Raw genomic sequence first — 17,180 nt, forward strand, 5'->3', positions numbered from 1 at the left:
ATAGCTTTTATCCCTCTGTCCCGGTCCTAATCTTGGATACAGGCAGAATTATAAATCTATAAATCAATGACTTTACCTTAAAGGTGCAGGTCGTTTCCGCTCCCGCCCTTTTATAAATTATAACATTCAGTCATTTTTATTTGCCATATATTAACTAAATTATTAAACGCTTTCTTTTTACAACAACTAACTTCACCATTAACCCTATTCAAATTTTGAATTTTACGGATGTACTGTAATGTCTCCTGAATAAACCAGATGAGTTTTTTGGTCATCATCCACTATTATCAATACGCCATCATGATTGATTCCCGTTGCAATGCCAGTCAAGGATCCGCGCGGATTATCAACTGTAACCTTTTTTCCGATTGTAATTGAATGCTTTTCCCATAGTTGTTTAATTGGTTCGAAGCCTTTTTTTAGAAAAAGTATGTATAGTTCTTCAAAGTTCTTAAATAAGTTCTGTAAAAATTCAGAACGGTCCATTCTTTGATTCCTCTCGATTAAAACCGAGGTGGCAATCTCTTTTAATTCATCAGGAAACGATTCATACTCCTGATTGATGTTTATCCCAACGCCGATAATGACATGATGAATTTGATCCGATTCTGCATGAAGCTCGGTTAATATACCCGCGATTTTCCTGCCGTGAATCAATACATCATTTGGCCATTTAATACCGGCATCAACACTGATTTTATTTAACGTCTGAACAACAGCGACAGCTGTTAACAAGGTAAGCTGGGGAGCTTGATAGGGAGGTATATCAGGTCTCAAAATCAAACTCAGCCAGAGGCCTCCATTTGAAGGAGAATGCCATTTTCTTTTTAATCGTCCCGTTCCTTCTGTTTGTTCATCGCTTATCACAACTGTGCCGTCTTTAGCACCACTACCCGCAAGTTCTCTTGCAATGACTTGTGTGGATGTGACTGTATCATAAGAATAGATTGATTTCCCCACAAATTCAGTCTGTAATCCCATTAAAATATCAGTGGAAGTTAGAGAATCTGGTTTATTTAGTAGCCGGTACCCCTTTTTCTTAACCGCCTCAATATCATAACCATCCTGACGCAGCTGATCGATATGCTTCCAAATGGCTACTCGTGAACACCCCACTAAATCTGCCAGAACCTGTCCTGATATATAATCCTCTCCCGCATTAGTAAATGCTTTGGCAATTTCATTCTTTATAGTTTGTTCTCTTGAATGAGCCATTGTTTAATTAACTCCTTTTCATTCAGAACCCTATGGTCCAGAATTCCGTTAATCACTTCTTCCATGATCTCTTTGATCCATGGCCCTCCCGCTTTGTCAGCCCATCTCATTAAATCGTTGCCCGTAACCTCTAAAACAGAATCTTTATGAATCGGCATTTGAGCATGTATAGTTGTTATGTCTTCAAAATTCGGTTTGGTATTACGATACACAGACCAAACCCGTTCGACACTCTGTGTATTTTCAAGGCCGAGCCGATAAATCGTGTAGGGCGTGAATAAGGAATCTTCCCTTTTCTTCGTTTCATTGACGAGCATTCCTATTTTTTTCATTTGATTGGTAGAAAGCTTCCACTGTCTGTACATCGATTGATCCTGACCATTAAAAAGAGCAATCATAGCCAACCATTCTTCAAACGATTCACATCGGGTTAAAGGGAGCTTAAGAAACGGTTCCATTTGTTCCGCAAATCGCCCCAGTTCGGGAAAATATGTAAGCAATCCTTCATCCGCGGCTATTTTTAACCCTATTTCCGGATACTGACCAAGAATCAATTTTTGGAATTCGGCTGTTTTTCGCTCCTGAGCAATATGCGCAAGTAAATGAGCATTCTTCCTTAGTGCCTGTCTCGTCTCCTCATGCAGAGTAAAACCAAGCTGACTGACAAACCGAACTGCGCGAAGGATTCTTAGTGCATCCTCGTTGAACCGTTCATCAGCTTGGCCGACTGTTTGGATTATTTTTGTATGGATGGCATTTTCACCATTAAATGGATCGTACACTTTACCATCTTGATCCATCGCAATGGCATTCATGGTAAAGTCCCTTCTTTTTAGGTCTTCATATAAGGAGGTTACAAAAGTTACTGAATCAGGCCGTCTATAGTCTTTATAAGCAGCTTCCGTCCTGAATGTGGTTACCTCAAACGACTCCCCTTTATAAAGCACCAAAACCGTTCCATGTTCAATTCCAACGTCCACTGTATGAGTGAAAATCTCCTTCACTTGTTCCGGGGTCGCTGAGGTCGCGATATCCACATCATCAATCTCTTTACCCATTAATGTATCTCTAACTGCGCCTCCAACAAAATAAGCCTCATATCCCTTGGAGGTTAACTGTTCCAGGACAGGACGTGCTCTTTTAAACTCTTCATTCATTCATCTTTCTCCCCATTTTCTAGTAATGAGTAATACAGGTCTTCATATTGATTCACGATATGCTCTGTTTGAAAATGATCTTTTATCATATGAACTGCCTGTTTGCCCATCTGCTTTCTCAATGAATCATTTTCAAGTAATTCCAATAATCGCATGGAGGCTGCCTTGATATCTCCCAGTTCAATGGTATATCCATTCATCCCATCTTCGATTACTTCGGGAATTCCCCCAATATTTGTTCCAAGACACGGCACGCCATAAATCATTGCCTCAAGAAGAACCAATCCAAAGCTTTCTTTTTCTGACATAAGCACACAAACATCACTGATGGCATAAAGCTCCTGTAAATTTTCTTGTTTTCCTAACAGAATAATTTTATTCTGCAGTCCCATCTTATTAATTTTTTTACTGACAAACGTCATTTCAGGGCCGTCACCAACCAGCAACAGTTTACTTGGAATTTTGTCTGCCACTGCAGCAAATGTATCAATAATATCCGGCACACGTTTCACCTTTCGGAAATTCGAAACATGAATAACAACCTTTTCATTCTTTCCAATTCCAAGTTCCTCTTTTAAATGATCCATATTATCTGCATCCGGTTCAGGAGCTGGATAATCGATAAAATTATATATTGTTTGGATTTCTTTGTCTGGTTGAATTAACTCATAGGTCTCTTGGACAAGGGCATGGGAAACCGCTGTGACCGCATCGGATTTTTCTATAGCAAACTTAATCATGTCCTGAAGGGATGCATCATAGCCCAGGATAGTGATATCCGTTCCATGGAGAGTCGTAACCACCTTTAAACCCTGAGCTGTCATTTGTTTGGCCAAGATCCCACAGACTGCGTGCGGCATGGCATAATGGGCATGAATGATATCAAGCCCTTCCATTTTAACAACTTCTGCAATCTTACTAGCCAACGACAACGTGTAAGGCGGGTATTGAAAAACCGCATATTGATTGACTTCAACCTGGTGAAAGTAAATATTCGAATAACGTCGTTTTAAACGGAATGGTACACTGGACGTTATAAAATGAACTTCATGTCCTTTCTCTGCTAGCTTGATTCCTAATTCTGTCGCTACGATTCCAGATCCGCCGACTGTCGGATAACACACAATTCCAATCTTTAATTGTTTCATATCTATCCACCTAACAAATCTTGATCTAGTAAAAGAGTTTGTTTCGTTTTAAAACCTTCTGCAAATAACACGCCTGTCTCTCTCCCATAGGCCCGTTCCCTGCCTTCAATCGCTTCAAGATACCCTTCTGTAAGAGGTGTCATCACCCCATCATCTGATTTAATAAATTGAGAAGAATAACTTTTCAAACTGGATAATTTACACTGAAAATAGTCGCTAATATCCACACAAAAATCCGGTTGGTGGAAGCTATTAATCATGTAATAGAAGACATATTTTGGTTTATGTGCCTCAAGCTTTTGTTTATCCTCATATTTACGGATACCGGCAGAAAAGACAGCTTCTTCGACCAATGATGCACAATGACCATGATCCGGATGGCGGTCAGGAACGGCAGGTATAAAGATAATTTCAGGCTTGTACATCCTTATGACTGAAACAATCTTGGAGATGTTTTCAGGTGTGGGATATAATTGGCGATCCCCCATATTAAGATTTAATCGTTCCTTTACCCCTAAAACAGCAGCTGCTTGATTGGCCTCTTTGATTCTATTAGCAGGATGACCATTTGACGAGAGTTCAGCCTCCGTCAAATCACAAATCACAACGGTATGACCCTTATCTGTATATTTAGCGATTGTACCGCCCATTCCGATTTCTACATCATCGGAATGGGCGCCAAAACATAGTATGTCTGTTTTCATTCTGGATTTTGTTACTCCTTTTCCCTAACAATATTTCTCCATTTCAGGTCTCCACGTTCCAACCCGTGTATTAACATTTCTGCCGTTCCCATATTTGTTGCCAATGGAATTGAATAGACATCTGCCAAACGCATCAATGCAGAGACATCAGGTTCATGCGGCTGAGCAGTCAACGGATCTCTAAAGAAGATAATGATATCTATATCATTCACTGCTACCATCGCACCTATTTGTTGGTCGCCCCCAAGCGGTCCTGATTGATAACGATGCACGGATAATCCTGTCTCATCCTGTATTCGTTTCCCTGTTGTACCAGTTGCAAAAAGTTGATGTTCTGACAATATATTTTTATAAGCAATCGTAAATCGAATCATATCGTCTTTCTTTTTATCATGTGCAATTAACGCAATTTTCATATATATAATAACTCCTTTAATCGATTATATTTTCAAGACCGTACACTAAGTAATCAATATTCATCACGGTTTCAACAGATAATTTAACTCCGCTCATAAAAGAATTACGATCATACGAATCATGTCTAATCGTGAATGTTTGGCCTTCTCCGCCAAACATGACCTGTTGATGCGCAACAAGTCCAGGCAATCGTACACTATGTATTCTCATTCCGTCATAGTCAGCACCACGGGCGCCTTCTAATGTTTCTTTTTCGTCAGGATGGCCCTGTTTCTTGGCTTTTCTTTCTTCCGCGATTAATTGTGCTGTTTTAACGGCAGTTCCTGATGGGGCATCGAGTTTTTGATCATGGTGCAATTCGATAATTTCAACATCTGGGAAATACTTCGCTGCCTGCTTCGCAAATTTCATCATTAACACAGCTCCAACTGCAAAATTAGGCGCTATAATACAACCAATACCTTTTTCTTTAGAGATTTCTTTTATCTCTGCTAAATCTGTATCTGAAAAACCAGTAGTTCCCACTACGGGACGGATATGATGAGAAAGAGCAGCTAATGTATGAATTCTTCCTGCTTCAGGCGTTGTCAAATCAATGAGAACATCTGCCTTCGTTTCAGAAAAACACTTTTCGTGATCGGTATAAATCGGAACATTTATGCCACTAAATCCATCTATTTCGCTTAAATTCAAGCCATCATTCTTATGATCCAATACGGCTGCCAAATGGAAATTCTCCGTATTCATCACTAAATTGACAGCTGCTTTCCCCATTTTCCCTCGCGGCCCTGCAATAATAATATTGATCATCTGTCAATCTTCCTTTCTCGTCCAGCGGTTTTTATCTCTTGTATTGAATTTTTCCATTACCCTGTCATGTGACTCTTGAAGATCAATATTCAGCGAATTTGCCATACAAATCAGCACAAATAAGACATCTCCCAATTCTTCTTCAATCGCTTTATCTTTTTCAGACTCTTTTTTCGGTTTTTCGCCATAACAATGATTAATCTCTCTTGCCAATTCTCCTAATTCTTCTGCAAGTCGGGCTGTCATGGCAAGCGGACTGAAATAACCTTCTTTAAATTGCCCTATATATTGATCTACTTCCTGTTGTAAATCAGCCATTGTTTTCTTCTTTTCCATAAAAGCATCACCTTCTTATCTTCATGTTAGCTTATTTCTTAGTTTTCGAACAATAATATGTTAGAATGCAAAAGGATGTCATTCATTAATTTTTCTTAATTGTACACTATAAATCATAACTGAATTTTACAGCGATGGGGGAATAACATGATTTTCAACTTAAAGCTAAAAAATATTTTACTGATATTGGTTGGTTCTGCCATTATGTCCTTTGGTCTAGTTCATTTTAATATGCAAAACGAACTGGGTGAAGGCGGATTTACCGGGATAACCCTTTTAATTTATAATTTAACGGGTATTAGCCCTTCAATCACTAATATCTTATTAAACATACCTCTCTTTTTTGTAGGCTATAAATTATTGGGCAAAAAAACATTTTTGTATACTCTCATCGGTACGATTTCAGTATCTGTATTTATCGCGATTTTCGAAAAATATCAAATTGATATTCCTTTAAAGGATGACCTTATGCTCGCCGCTTTATTTGCAGGTGTATGTATTGGTGTCGGTTTAGGAATCATCTTCCGCTATGGTGGAACAACTGGCGGAGTCGACATCATCGCACGCCTCATGTTTAAATATAAGGGCTGGAGCATGGGAAGAACTATGTTTATGTTTGACTTCTGTGTTATTGTCTTATCACTCGTAACCTATTTGGATTATAAACAAGCCATGTATACCCTTGTACTGGTCTATATTGGCAGCCGGGTGATTGACTTTATCCAGGAAGGCGCGTATGCAGCCCGCGGTGTTATGATCATTAGTAATTCTAATTCTGAAATAGCCGATAAAATCAATCAACAAATGGAACGCGGCGTTACATTACTCAAGGGTGTAGGTTCTTATACGAAACAAGAACGCGATGTCATCTATTGCGTAGTTGGCAGTAACGAAATAGTACGTTTGAAAAGTATTATTACATCTGTTGATCCACATGCGTTTGTATCCGTATCAATTGTCCATGACGTCCTTGGTGAAGGCTTTACGCTCGATGAAAATAAAAACCCACTCGAGAAATAACAAACATAGGAAAGCCCCCTTCAATTACGAAGGGGGCTTTTTCTTATTAATCTTCGCTATTCATACCGGTTAGCATAAATACGAATCGTAATAATTCAAGTACAGCGACTGCGGCGGCAGCTACATAGGTTAACGCTGCGGCATCCAGAACTTTTTTCGTTTCTTTTTCTTCATCAGCCCCAATGACACCCAATGCAACGACTTGTTTCATCGCACGGTTTGATGCGTTAAATTCAACTGGCAAAGTAACGAATTGGAATAACACGGCCGCTCCCATAAATAGAATCCCAAGCCAAGCCAGATTATATATACCAAGCAACATACCAGCTATAATTAAAATCCAAGAAAAGTTTGAGCCAATATTGGCAACCGGCACTAACTTATGACGGATTCTCATAAAAGTATAGTCTTCTTTATCCTGAATGGCATGACCAACTTCATGAGCTGCAACAGCTGTACCAGCCAAAGAATGTCCATGATAGTTACTAGAAGATAATCTTACCACTTTACTTGTCGGATCATAGTGATCACTTAAAACGCCATGTGTTTCTTCAACACGTACATTGTATAGTCCATTTTCATCCAATATCTTACGGGCAACTTCCGCACCAGTATACCCATTCGAAGCTGGGACTTGAGAATATTTTTTGTAAGCCCTTTGTACTTTCATTTGTGCATAAATCGGGATGATCAATAGCAATATAAAATAAATTAAAAAGCTCATTTATATCCTCCATTTCATTTCTGTTAATACAATTGTAATAATGAACTGATCATTCTGTCAATGGATAGATATTATTCAAAATTTTATCAAAAATTCTGTTTCTTCTTCCTTGTATGAAACTCATCATCTGTAGCTTTATATTTTCTCCATCCAACATAAGATAAGGTCATTATGATAATGCTGCCAGTTGAGATAATCACCCACCACAGTGAAGGATCTGCATCATCTTTTTCTGCCTCCTCGAACATATCACGTAACTGCTCCTCTAGAGAAATCAAATCACCTTGCGATTGATCGGAAAAGACTTGTGGACGATATTGATCAATAAACTTAATATGAGCATCTACTTGCTGAAAGCGCTCAGGGGTAACATCTATTTTTAATGATGGATACAAAATATGATAGATGGCTAATAAATGATTTAACTTTTCCTGAAATGCAATAGAGTCCTGCTTCTGGATGGATACCTTCGTGTCACTTGCGGCCGTGATCATACTATCCTTTAAACTCGTCCATAACGGGGCACCATCACTATGGACAGCATCGAGTGCCAAACGAAATTTAGTTATTTCATTAATTACCTCATCCTTTGTTTTATCCTTATTTTGTACAGTTTGGAGTGCTTCCTCATAGGCAATCGTAATAATATTGATCTCATCCATTGTATATTTTGCCCCATCAACTGCCAAATCATAAAATTTATCAGAAAATGCCTCTAATAACTGCTCAGCTTCCTCACGCCTATCCACTTTTGCAAATTGAAGGGATTGATCCGCTAGTGCCTCTAATGATTCCCTTTTATCAGGTCCATTAGCATAGGTCGTAATCAAGCCTGATGAAATGATAATAACGATAGAAAAAAATAAAGATTTAATCTTCATAAAAATATCCCTCCTCATACTACTTAATCGTATGTGAGAAGGGACAAGGCTAGAACCGTTTATTGCTTGGAATGGATGGAGTATACCTCCCTGTCTTTACGAAGAGAAAACCAATAACCCACACCAATTGAAAGGATACTCAGCCAAAATGTAAAATAGGCTATTTGAGGGATATAATGATGAAGTACACTATAGGTCGGCATCATTCCATACACATAATCAATGATTTCATTATGTAGAGCTACAATAGCAGCCACGATTAAATGCCATGGTTTAATCCGATAAAAAGGAGCATAAAGAATCCCTTCAATCGCCATAGCTGCATGTGACACGATTAGCATGACAGCAATTATCGATATAGAACCCTCCACAAAAAATGTAAGGATATTCATAACGACTGCCCAAATTCCATACTTAAATAAAGATACAATTGCCAAAGCTTCGAATAAACCAAAGTTTCGTCCTAAAAGCCATCCCATTATGGCCAAACAAAAAAACAAACTTGCTGTCGGGCTGTCAGGAACAAAAGGAATAAAGGCAAGAGGTGTAAGTTCAAGCTGCCCCTCATACCAATAATACCCATAGATTGTCCCAAAAATATTAACGATCAATAAAACCCATAAAAAAATCCGATTACTCAATAAAGCATAAAGCCAGCTCTTCATACTATCCTCCAAAATCCTTAAATTCTTTTTCCTACCCGTTATCCGAACCTCCTAGTTTCCGCCAGAACATATCCAAACTCTATCTAATAAAAGTAAAGGATGTGTCTGGGTTCTTCCAAGGCTCATTCTATTCTTTATCATACAAATAAATGTACCCCATTTGTCAACTTGGACTTAGTCAGAATGGGAATCACCCATGTATGTTAGAAAGATAAAAAAAGGGCACTCAACTGAGCACCCCTTTATTTAAAAACATTATTCCCCTTTTGAATCTCCGCCTGCATTTGCTCCCTTAATAAATTCTGCCAATGTTTTCAACTCTTCTTCAGATCCTTTAAACACGGGAGGCATCTTTTTATTTTCGGAACCATTTACAGCGATATGACCAATTTCATCCACTTCTAATTCTGTACCAAGTAATTTAGGTCCATTCCCCCCCTGTAAGGAATCGCCATGACAGCTTACACAGCCTTGTCCCTGGTACAATTTATAACCTTCGGACTCTTTATCAATTGCCACATCTTCTACGATTTGTCCTTGTAGTTTCGCAGCAGCCCAGTCATGTGTTGAAACAGTTTCCCATGTTAGGTAAAATACAGCCGCAAATGCCAGCAACATAAAACCTACCGGGAAAATCCGCTTTGTCGGTTTGCGTTCAGGACCACGATCCAGGAATGGCGCAAGCATTAATGCACCAAAGGCTAATCCCGGAATAACTAGAGCTCCGATTAAATTGTATGGTCCGGAAGCATATGAATATTTAAGCAATTGGTATAAAAACATAAAGTACCAGTCAGGTAATGGTGCATATCCCGTATCTGTCGGGTCTGCAATCCGCTCGAGCGGTGATGGATGGGCCACTGTAACACATAAAAATCCGACTAAAAATACAGCACCTACCATCCATTCTTTGAGCAAGAAATTCGGCCAAAAGGCTTCTGTTTTACCTGGATATTCTGAATAATCTTTTGGAATATTCGGTTTTCTATCCGCACTTATCCTTGAATCCCCTACAAATCTCATTCCTTTACCACGATGCATAAGGATATCCCCTCCTTCGTAACATTTTTTTCAACTGAATCTTATAGCGGTCCAGATATTCCCTGTTTGCGGATCATTAAGAAGTGAGCTGCAATTAGTCCAATTAATGCCGCTGGAAGGAAGAAAACATGAATCGCAAAGAAACGTGTTAAGGTTTGCGCTCCAACAATCGTAGGATCACCCGCAAGTAACGTTTTTAAATACGGCCCGATAAATGGCACCGAATCGATAATTGTTAAGGTTACCTTTGTAGCGAATAGCGCTTTCATATCCCAAGGAAGCAGATATCCTGTTAACCCTAAAGCAAGCATGATAAAAAATATTAAAACTCCAACAATCCAGTTTAATTCACGAGGCTTTTTATAGGCCCCCTGGAAGAACACACGAAGAGTATGTAAAAACATCATGACAATGACGACACTTGCTCCCCAGTGATGCATGCCCCGGACGATTTGACCAAAAGCAACTTCATTTTGTAAATAATAAACAGATTCCCATGCATTTTTAATATCCGGCACATAATACATGGTTAAAAACATTCCGGATAAAATTTGAATGACGACGATGAAAAATGTTAATCCCCCAAAACAATAAACAAATGCCGAAAAGTGATGGGCAGGGTTTACATGCTCAGGGACTTCATGATCAGCAATGTCCCGCCACAATGGCGTGATATCCAATCGCTCATCAATCCAATCATACATTTTATTAAGCATTGATTATGCCTCCCTACACTCCATTTTCATTTGCATTTCCTAAGTATAATACCCCATCTTTTTCTTGCTTGTCGTAAACATCGAGCGGCTTGATTGGTGGTGTTTTCGGAACGTTTTTACCATTCTTTTCGTAACGACCCCCGTGACATGGGCAATAGAACTCATTCTTGTGATCTTCTGATCCTTCCCAGTTCACCGTACATCCCAAATGTTTACACTCCGGAGAAAGGGCAACTATCTTGCCGTTCTCATCCTTGTAAACCCATGCTGTTCTTGTTTCTTCAGCTTCGTACCATCCATCTTTTACCTCAGTTTTATAATCGACACGAGTTGGAGTTTCAGTAATCTCAGATATTTTCAATCCGGTATTAATGAACTCCCCAGATGCATTCGCTTTCAAAGCTGGATCGATTGCAAAACGCAGCATAGGCATAAGCGTTGCCGCTCCCATAAACCCCCCAACGCCCATAAGCGTATAATTCAGGAATTGGCGTCTTGATACTTTTTGGCTGCTCATAAAATTTCTCCCCCCTTATATCGAAAAAGTCATACAAAATAGAAGATTGCACAAACTTCCATAAAACTAGGACATTACAATAATATCCTAATATTTTTAATAGGTCAATAAACTCCCAGTTTAGGAAATACATGTTTTATTTTCCTGTTTTATACTATTTGGCAGTGATAAGCCCATTTAGACTTAGATCACCCAGGATTCAGCCAGTTTGCCTGCAAGCTGTTTCGTTTGTTCACTTATGACTGATTTAATAGCCTCTGGAGGCATTTTTTCAATTGGAATTGCCGGAATCCATACTACATTTCCACCCTCATCTATACTTGTCCATTTACTGTCTGTCGTAAGAAATTGAATATATTTAAACCCCTCATCTTTATAGTATTCAACCCAGGTAGACAAAAGATTTATTTTATCTTCTGCTGTACTGTTTTTAATATAAGACAGAGGTTGGGATAAGAATAAACGGCCTTTTAATTCTTTTTCCAGTTCATACGTCAGCAATGTCATAAATTCATAGGAAGAGACTGTCTGGCTAAGTGCATCACCAAATGCTACTGGATTTAAAGGAATGACAACGGTATCGATATATTCTCTGGAATTAATAAATGGTTCTACATCTATTGACTGATATTTCATAATTTTCCCCCTTAACTTCTTTTTCCATTGTAAAACATAATAAGTAAAATTTATACAAATAAGCTTATAAAACAGCCAAAAATTGCTTGTACTTCCTACCTGAATCATCTCTATCACTTTGACAATTGAATAGATGGTATAAAAAAAGACTACACCTATTCTCTTAGGCTTCAAGAAGAATAGGTGTAGCCCTGTTAATTATATGATTTTTGACCTCGAATTTCATTAAGTTGACTGCTTAATTTTTTAAATCGTTCTATATCCCGATTATCAATTGCCTCATCAATTAACTGTGTTAATCGTTCCTCTTCAAATCTCGATAAACTCATTTTCAATATATTTTCTGCAATATATTGATCCTGTTCATTACCAGGGAGATTTTTGGGCAGGAATGGATTTTCCTCAAGTACAGCTGCATACTGATAAGATGAGTAAGCCGTCTTGAAATTCAACTGTATGTAGATATCTTCGTCTTTATTAAGCCTAATATCATGAAATGATTTCTCAGCATCTGTTGTCATGATATTACTCTTATAAAATCGAAACGGGACATCTTCTACACAATGAGTGGACATAACCATCCCTTTTGGGCAATATTTAGCCCCTTCCACGAAATGTACATTCGTCATAAGCTGATCATGGCTCATCAAGTAATTTAGTATCCATACACATTCTCTGCGTTTTAATTGATAGTGGTTTAAAAACCAGCGTATAAATTCTTTCTTCTCATCGACAGAAACAGGGGTTTTCAAGGTGGAGCCCTCCTCTGTACAAATTAGTTAGATTCTTTCTAATATATCGATATATTCATCATTACTCGGATCTTCTTCAAGCAATTTTTTAAATATCGATCTGGCCTCTTCAAATTTACTATCTTCCAACAAGAAATACCCGAATTCATGTAAGAAATCTTTATTATCAGCAAAAGATTCATGTGCCTCTTTGTAGCATGTCAGAGCCTCAGCATACTGTTCAAGTTCAGAATGGGCCGTTGCAAGGAGCCAATTGAATTGAGGGTCATCTTCTCCCATGGATCTGACCGAAGATATGAGATCAATGACATCGTCAAACATGTCTTCATGTAAATACAGCTTGCCTAATGTAAGGATGGCTTCCAGGTACCCTGGATCAATTGCAATAGCTTCTGACAGCCATTTAATAGCTTTGTCCGTGTTACCAAGCTTACTTGCAAGTTCAGCTCCATAAAGGAAAATTTCCTTATTGAACGGATCTTCTTTAATTCCTTCTTCAGCAATTTCCAAAGCCTTCTCCAAATTATGATTTTCTTCATAGGCCATGGCTAAATACATATATAGCGAATGGTAGGCAGGGTCTATTTCTTTCAGCTCGGTGAATTTGGCTATAGCTATTGTGTATTCCCCTGCGTGATAGGCAGCAAAGCCATGTTCAAATAATAAATTTACGTCATCATCATCCCTTCCGGCTTTTTGGAAATACGGGAGCGATTCTTCAAATTCGCCCAAAGATACCAGTGACAATGCCAATCTCTTATCTATCGAGATGCCATTTATAACAGTCTCATTCTTTAAGATATAGGTATATAATTCTACAGCTGAACGGAAATGTCCTTGTTGATAATAAAGTTCTGCAAGAGCAAATTTTACAATGGGCTCATCCGGTAAAATTCGATTGGCTTCTTTTAGCTTTTGGACACTGACTTCCTCCATACCCATGCCTTGATATAAATCGCCTAATAATAGCAGTGCGCCTGGGTACATTGGGTCTTCCTCATCAATTTTTTCCAAATACAGTAACGCTTCCTCTTCTTGCCCTAATTCCGTTGAAACTTCAGCCAAAGAAAACAAAATTTCTCCTTCATCAGGATAACGCTCCAGCAACTCTTCAAAAAGATCCTTTGCTTCTTCCATAAACCCAAGGGAAGCAATTTCTTCTGCCAGTGTATATACATCGTCATCATTATTTGATTGCTTAATCTGATTTATATGTTTTTTAGCTTCTTCAAATTCACCTTGCATCAGTTTTTTTATTATTGAATCTATATTCATACGTGGCAGTCCTTTCCATTTCCATAAATCTTTTTACTGCTCTGCTATTCATTCTGCAGAATGATGTTTGTTTAATCCGAAATTTACGGATTTTTTATATTACCTCCTATTATACTCACTTTTTTCAATCTATATAAAGTGCTCAAGGGAGTAGGTTTTAAAATTTTTTCAGATTGAAGTTGTACATGTCTGTCAAATAGGCTATTTGAGGTAGAGGAGCTTGGAGTTCTTCACATTTAAGGTTATATAAGTATACTGTATCATGTAGAAAAAAGCGACCAATCAAATCTTTTCATTTCCTGCCATCTATAAATACCATTTATAGAAAGTTCACCACCAATCTACTATATATTGGAGTATAAGGCCATGGCTACAATGACTTTCTTTAAGACATGCTATGAAACTATCAGATAATTTAGTACCAGAAAAGAGAGGTGACCCCCTCTTAGCTTGTAGCCAAAGTCCATATCTTAGATGTGCTTGTCTGCATTTTTTATTTTTTGTGCTAGTTAACGCTACTTTCTACAGAAAGTCCAGATAGCGATACTTACTTTCACTATCAGGAATTTGAAGGAGATGGCCAGTTGGACTTGGGAAAGTCCACAAATGGCCTAAAAAGAGATAAGGACCGGTCTATCCATCAGGAATAATCTGAAAAATAAGAAGGAATTCAGAAATGGGCCCTTTTAGAGACTTTCTGAATTCCTTTGCCTACATTATGACAGGGGTAGTCCCCTCTCTTTATTCCTGAACAGATAGTAGTTTCGTTAAATCTGCAAAAAAATCAGGATACGATACAGAAATGGCTTCTGCATTACGTAATTCTACGGATTCATTGGAAAGCAATGACGCGATCACCAATGTCATACCGATTCGATGGTCTCCAAGGCTGTCCACTACACCCCCGTGCAGAGTTTGTTCGCCTTCTATGATCAATCCGTCATCCGTTGGTGTAACTTTAACTCCAAGAGCCCCCAATTGGGTAGCAACAGCATCAATTCGATTTGTTTCTTTCACTTTTAACTCGGCAGCGTCTTTAATAACTGTTGTTCCCTTAGCCTGTGAGGCTAACAAGGCAATAATGGGGATTTCATCAATTAATCTCGGGATAATATCACCGCCAATTGTCGTACCTCTTAATGAAGACGTTTTGACTGTAATCGTCCCTGTTTCTTCCGCCAGTTCACCTTGAGGGTCATACTGAATCTCGATATTAGCTCCCATTTCTTTTAAAACATCTATAATACCTGTTCTCGTTTGATTTAAGCCAACATTTTTTAAGGTAACCTGACTATTCGGAACAACCGCTCCGGCCACCAACCAGAACGCTGCAGAGGAAATGTCTCCAGGTACATGAACATGTCTACCCTTCAAAACCTGACCGCCAGTTACCCTGATTTCTCTTCCATCAACATGAATCTTCCCTCCGAATGACTCAATCATTCGTTCGGTATGGTCACGTGTAGAGGCTTTTTCAATAACTGTTGTGGTCCCTTTTGCATTTAGCCCGGCCAAAAGAATGGCTGATTTCACCTGCGCGCTTGCTACCGGAAGCTCATACTCAATTCCCGACAGTTCGCTCCCTATCATTTCAAGCGGAATATAATTGCCGTCATCCTTACCGGATATCGTTGCTCCCATTTTACGAAGGGGATCTACTACTCTTCTCATGGGCCGCTTGGCGATTGACTCATCACCTGTGAAGGTAACGGAAAATGGCTGGCTAGCGAGCATTCCTAAAAGAAGACGAATACTGGTTCCTGAATTACCGACATCCAATAATTCGACCGGTTCCTTTAAACCAGCCCATCCATTTCCATGAATGGTGACAGTATCACCAACTCTTTTAATATCTACTCCCATTTTACGAAAACAATCAATCGTGCTCAAACAGTCCTGACCTTCCAAAAAATGATGAATGGTAGTTGTCCCTTCCGCTACAGCTCCAAACATAACCGCTCTGTGTGAAATGGATTTATCTCCCGGGACTTCAATCGTTCCTATTAATCCAGTTGGATTGTATGAAAGGATTTTATTCAATACTTCTCCTCCTTTTTTGTCAGTCATAATAAGTATCATAATTTGTTGCATTTTGTAAACATTCAACGGCAAGAGAACGATCCTTATCTGTTTGAAAAGATAGGACCAATACACCATATAGTTCTTCACGTGTCTCAATGATTCGTATATTCGTAATACTTATGTTTGATATAGCTAGGTACCCAGTGATCTCTGAAATGACCCCCGGGTAATCCGGGACATCCACATATAGATCGTAAAAGGAAGGAATGGCACCTTTTTTATGAGCCGGCATCTCATCGCGGAACACTTTAGCACTTTGGAAAAAGGAATATAGACTTTCCTCATCTTTCTGAACAATCCAGTCTTTGACCCACTCTATTTCCTTTATCCATGAGTTCAAGAGGTTGACCAATACTTGATCATTTTGAATCAGGATATCCTTCCACATCTGGGGATTGGATGAAGCAATCCGGGTGATATCCCTGAATCCACCGGCAGCAAGCCTTGCTATCAATGCATGTTTCTCTTCTGCATGTTCAGCTTGCTTCACGATGGAGGCAGCCATAATATGCGGGAGATGGCTGATTACACCTGTCATAAAATCATGTTCTCCGGCGTCCACTTCGATAAATTTCGCTTTTGTTCCTTTCAGCCATAATTTCAGCTCAGCCACTTCTTTCATACCTGTATGAGAAGCGGGAGTCAGCATATAGAATGCATTTTCGAAAAGATGCACTTTTGCTGCTGTTACTCCACTTTTATGGGATCCAGCCATCGGATGACCGCCTATAAACGTGTATCTTGAGCCAAAATATCGATTCGCCTCTTCCATAATTTTCGCTTTTGTACTTCCGACATCCGTAATTAGAACTCTTCTTTTAAGCGAACAAGAGGATAGGTTCTTCATGACAGCTGATGTCGCTTGTACAGGAACCCCTATTATGATGACATCTGCTCTTTCGGCAGCCTCTTTATAATCCGTAATCTCTTCATCTATTACTTTTAATACTTTTGCTAATTGTACCTGATTCCAATCTAAATCATATCCCTGTATAACAGATTCCGGATGTTCCTTTTTAATAGATAGAGCAATGGATCCTCCAATTAGCCCAAGACCTATCATTAATACATTCCCACGCATGGA

At 38.9% G+C, this 17,180-nt stretch carries 19 protein-coding genes; 1 reads left to right on the forward strand and 18 read right to left on the reverse strand.

What is annotated here, in order from left to right; genetic code table 11:
• Positions 1-222: 222 nt before the first annotated feature.
• From AC58NB_RS06940 to AC58NB_RS06970, 7 genes are read right to left on the reverse strand one after another with little or no spacing between them, the layout of a single operon-like run.
• Positions 223-1,215, reverse strand: coding sequence for a biotin--[acetyl-CoA-carboxylase] ligase (locus tag AC58NB_RS06940; protein ID WP_497426104.1), 993 nt, complete (start codon positions 1,213-1,215; stop codon positions 223-225).
• Positions 1,188-2,372, reverse strand: a complete 1,185-nt coding sequence (locus tag AC58NB_RS06945) for a CCA tRNA nucleotidyltransferase (protein ID WP_497426105.1) — start codon at positions 2,370-2,372, stop codon at positions 1,188-1,190. Before AC58NB_RS06945 ends, AC58NB_RS06940 begins: the two co-directional genes overlap by 28 nt.
• Positions 2,369-3,520: an N-acetyl-alpha-D-glucosaminyl L-malate synthase BshA gene (gene bshA / locus AC58NB_RS06950; RefSeq protein ID WP_497426106.1), complete on the reverse strand. Its 1,152-nt coding sequence runs from the start codon at positions 3,518-3,520 to the stop codon at positions 2,369-2,371. The genes AC58NB_RS06945 and bshA overlap by 4 nt, the downstream gene beginning before the upstream one ends.
• 2 nt (positions 3,521-3,522) lie before the next feature.
• A complete protein-coding gene (gene bshB1, locus AC58NB_RS06955; RefSeq protein ID WP_497426107.1) occupies positions 3,523-4,224 on the reverse strand; it encodes a bacillithiol biosynthesis deacetylase BshB1 in 702 nt (233 codons plus the stop codon).
• An 11-nt stretch (positions 4,225-4,235) separates the two neighbouring features.
• Positions 4,236-4,640: a methylglyoxal synthase gene (gene mgsA / locus AC58NB_RS06960; protein WP_497426108.1), complete on the reverse strand. Its 405-nt coding sequence runs from the start codon at positions 4,638-4,640 to the stop codon at positions 4,236-4,238.
• 16 nt (positions 4,641-4,656) lie between these two features.
• Entirely contained in the window at positions 4,657-5,451 is a 795-nt protein-coding gene (gene dapB, locus AC58NB_RS06965) for a 4-hydroxy-tetrahydrodipicolinate reductase (protein ID WP_497426109.1), read from the reverse strand.
• Between the two features lie 3 nt (positions 5,452-5,454).
• Entirely contained in the window at positions 5,455-5,787 is a 333-nt protein-coding gene (locus tag AC58NB_RS06970; protein ID WP_497426110.1) for a nucleotide pyrophosphohydrolase, read from the reverse strand.
• Between the two features lie 147 nt (positions 5,788-5,934).
• Between AC58NB_RS06970 and AC58NB_RS06975 the strand changes: the two genes are divergently transcribed.
• Positions 5,935-6,807, forward strand: coding sequence for a YitT family protein (locus AC58NB_RS06975; protein WP_497426111.1), 873 nt, complete (start codon positions 5,935-5,937; stop codon positions 6,805-6,807).
• Positions 6,808-6,853: 46 nt separating this feature from the next.
• On the opposite strand, the gene AC58NB_RS06980 is transcribed toward AC58NB_RS06975, so the two are convergent.
• The 11 genes from AC58NB_RS06980 to AC58NB_RS07030 form a co-directional block, all read right to left on the reverse strand.
• Entirely contained in the window at positions 6,854-7,531 is a 678-nt protein-coding gene (locus tag AC58NB_RS06980) for a zinc metallopeptidase (RefSeq protein ID WP_497426112.1), read from the reverse strand.
• 86 nt (positions 7,532-7,617) lie between these two features.
• Positions 7,618-8,412: a sporulation protein YpjB gene (locus AC58NB_RS06985; RefSeq protein WP_497426113.1), complete on the reverse strand. Its 795-nt coding sequence runs from the start codon at positions 8,410-8,412 to the stop codon at positions 7,618-7,620.
• Positions 8,413-8,471: 59 nt separating this feature from the next.
• Positions 8,472-9,077: a lipoprotein heptaprenylglyceryl N-acetyltransferase LhaT gene (lhaT, locus tag AC58NB_RS06990; RefSeq protein WP_497426114.1), complete on the reverse strand. Its 606-nt coding sequence runs from the start codon at positions 9,075-9,077 to the stop codon at positions 8,472-8,474.
• 255 nt (positions 9,078-9,332) lie between these two features.
• On the reverse strand, positions 9,333-10,118 hold the full coding sequence (locus AC58NB_RS06995; protein ID WP_497426115.1) for a c-type cytochrome: 786 nt from the start codon (positions 10,116-10,118) through the stop codon (positions 9,333-9,335).
• A gap of 41 nt (positions 10,119-10,159) precedes the next feature.
• Positions 10,160-10,834, reverse strand: a complete 675-nt coding sequence (gene qcrB, locus AC58NB_RS07000) for a menaquinol-cytochrome c reductase cytochrome b subunit (protein ID WP_066107427.1) — start codon at positions 10,832-10,834, stop codon at positions 10,160-10,162.
• A gap of 13 nt (positions 10,835-10,847) precedes the next feature.
• Positions 10,848-11,351, reverse strand: coding sequence for a QcrA and Rieske domain-containing protein (locus AC58NB_RS07005; protein ID WP_497426116.1), 504 nt, complete (start codon positions 11,349-11,351; stop codon positions 10,848-10,850).
• A gap of 183 nt (positions 11,352-11,534) precedes the next feature.
• The gene (locus AC58NB_RS07010; RefSeq protein ID WP_497426117.1) at positions 11,535-11,987 is read right to left on the reverse strand and encodes a DUF2487 family protein; all 453 of its coding nucleotides are present in this window, start codon (positions 11,985-11,987) and stop codon (positions 11,535-11,537) included.
• Positions 11,988-12,181: 194 nt separating this feature from the next.
• On the reverse strand, positions 12,182-12,739 hold the full coding sequence (locus AC58NB_RS07015; RefSeq protein ID WP_497426118.1) for a ReoY family proteolytic degradation factor: 558 nt from the start codon (positions 12,737-12,739) through the stop codon (positions 12,182-12,184).
• A 27-nt stretch (positions 12,740-12,766) separates the two neighbouring features.
• Positions 12,767-14,014, reverse strand: coding sequence for a tetratricopeptide repeat protein (locus AC58NB_RS07020; protein ID WP_497426119.1), 1,248 nt, complete (start codon positions 14,012-14,014; stop codon positions 12,767-12,769).
• Positions 14,015-14,755: 741 nt separating this feature from the next.
• Positions 14,756-16,054, reverse strand: a complete 1,299-nt coding sequence (gene aroA / locus AC58NB_RS07025; RefSeq protein WP_497426120.1) for a 3-phosphoshikimate 1-carboxyvinyltransferase — start codon at positions 16,052-16,054, stop codon at positions 14,756-14,758.
• 19 nt (positions 16,055-16,073) lie between these two features.
• Positions 16,074-17,177: a prephenate dehydrogenase gene (locus tag AC58NB_RS07030; protein WP_497426121.1), complete on the reverse strand. Its 1,104-nt coding sequence runs from the start codon at positions 17,175-17,177 to the stop codon at positions 16,074-16,076.
• Between the last annotated feature and the right edge of the window lie 3 nt (positions 17,178-17,180).

Source organism: Pradoshia sp. TA40_28 (genome assembly GCF_059694525.1).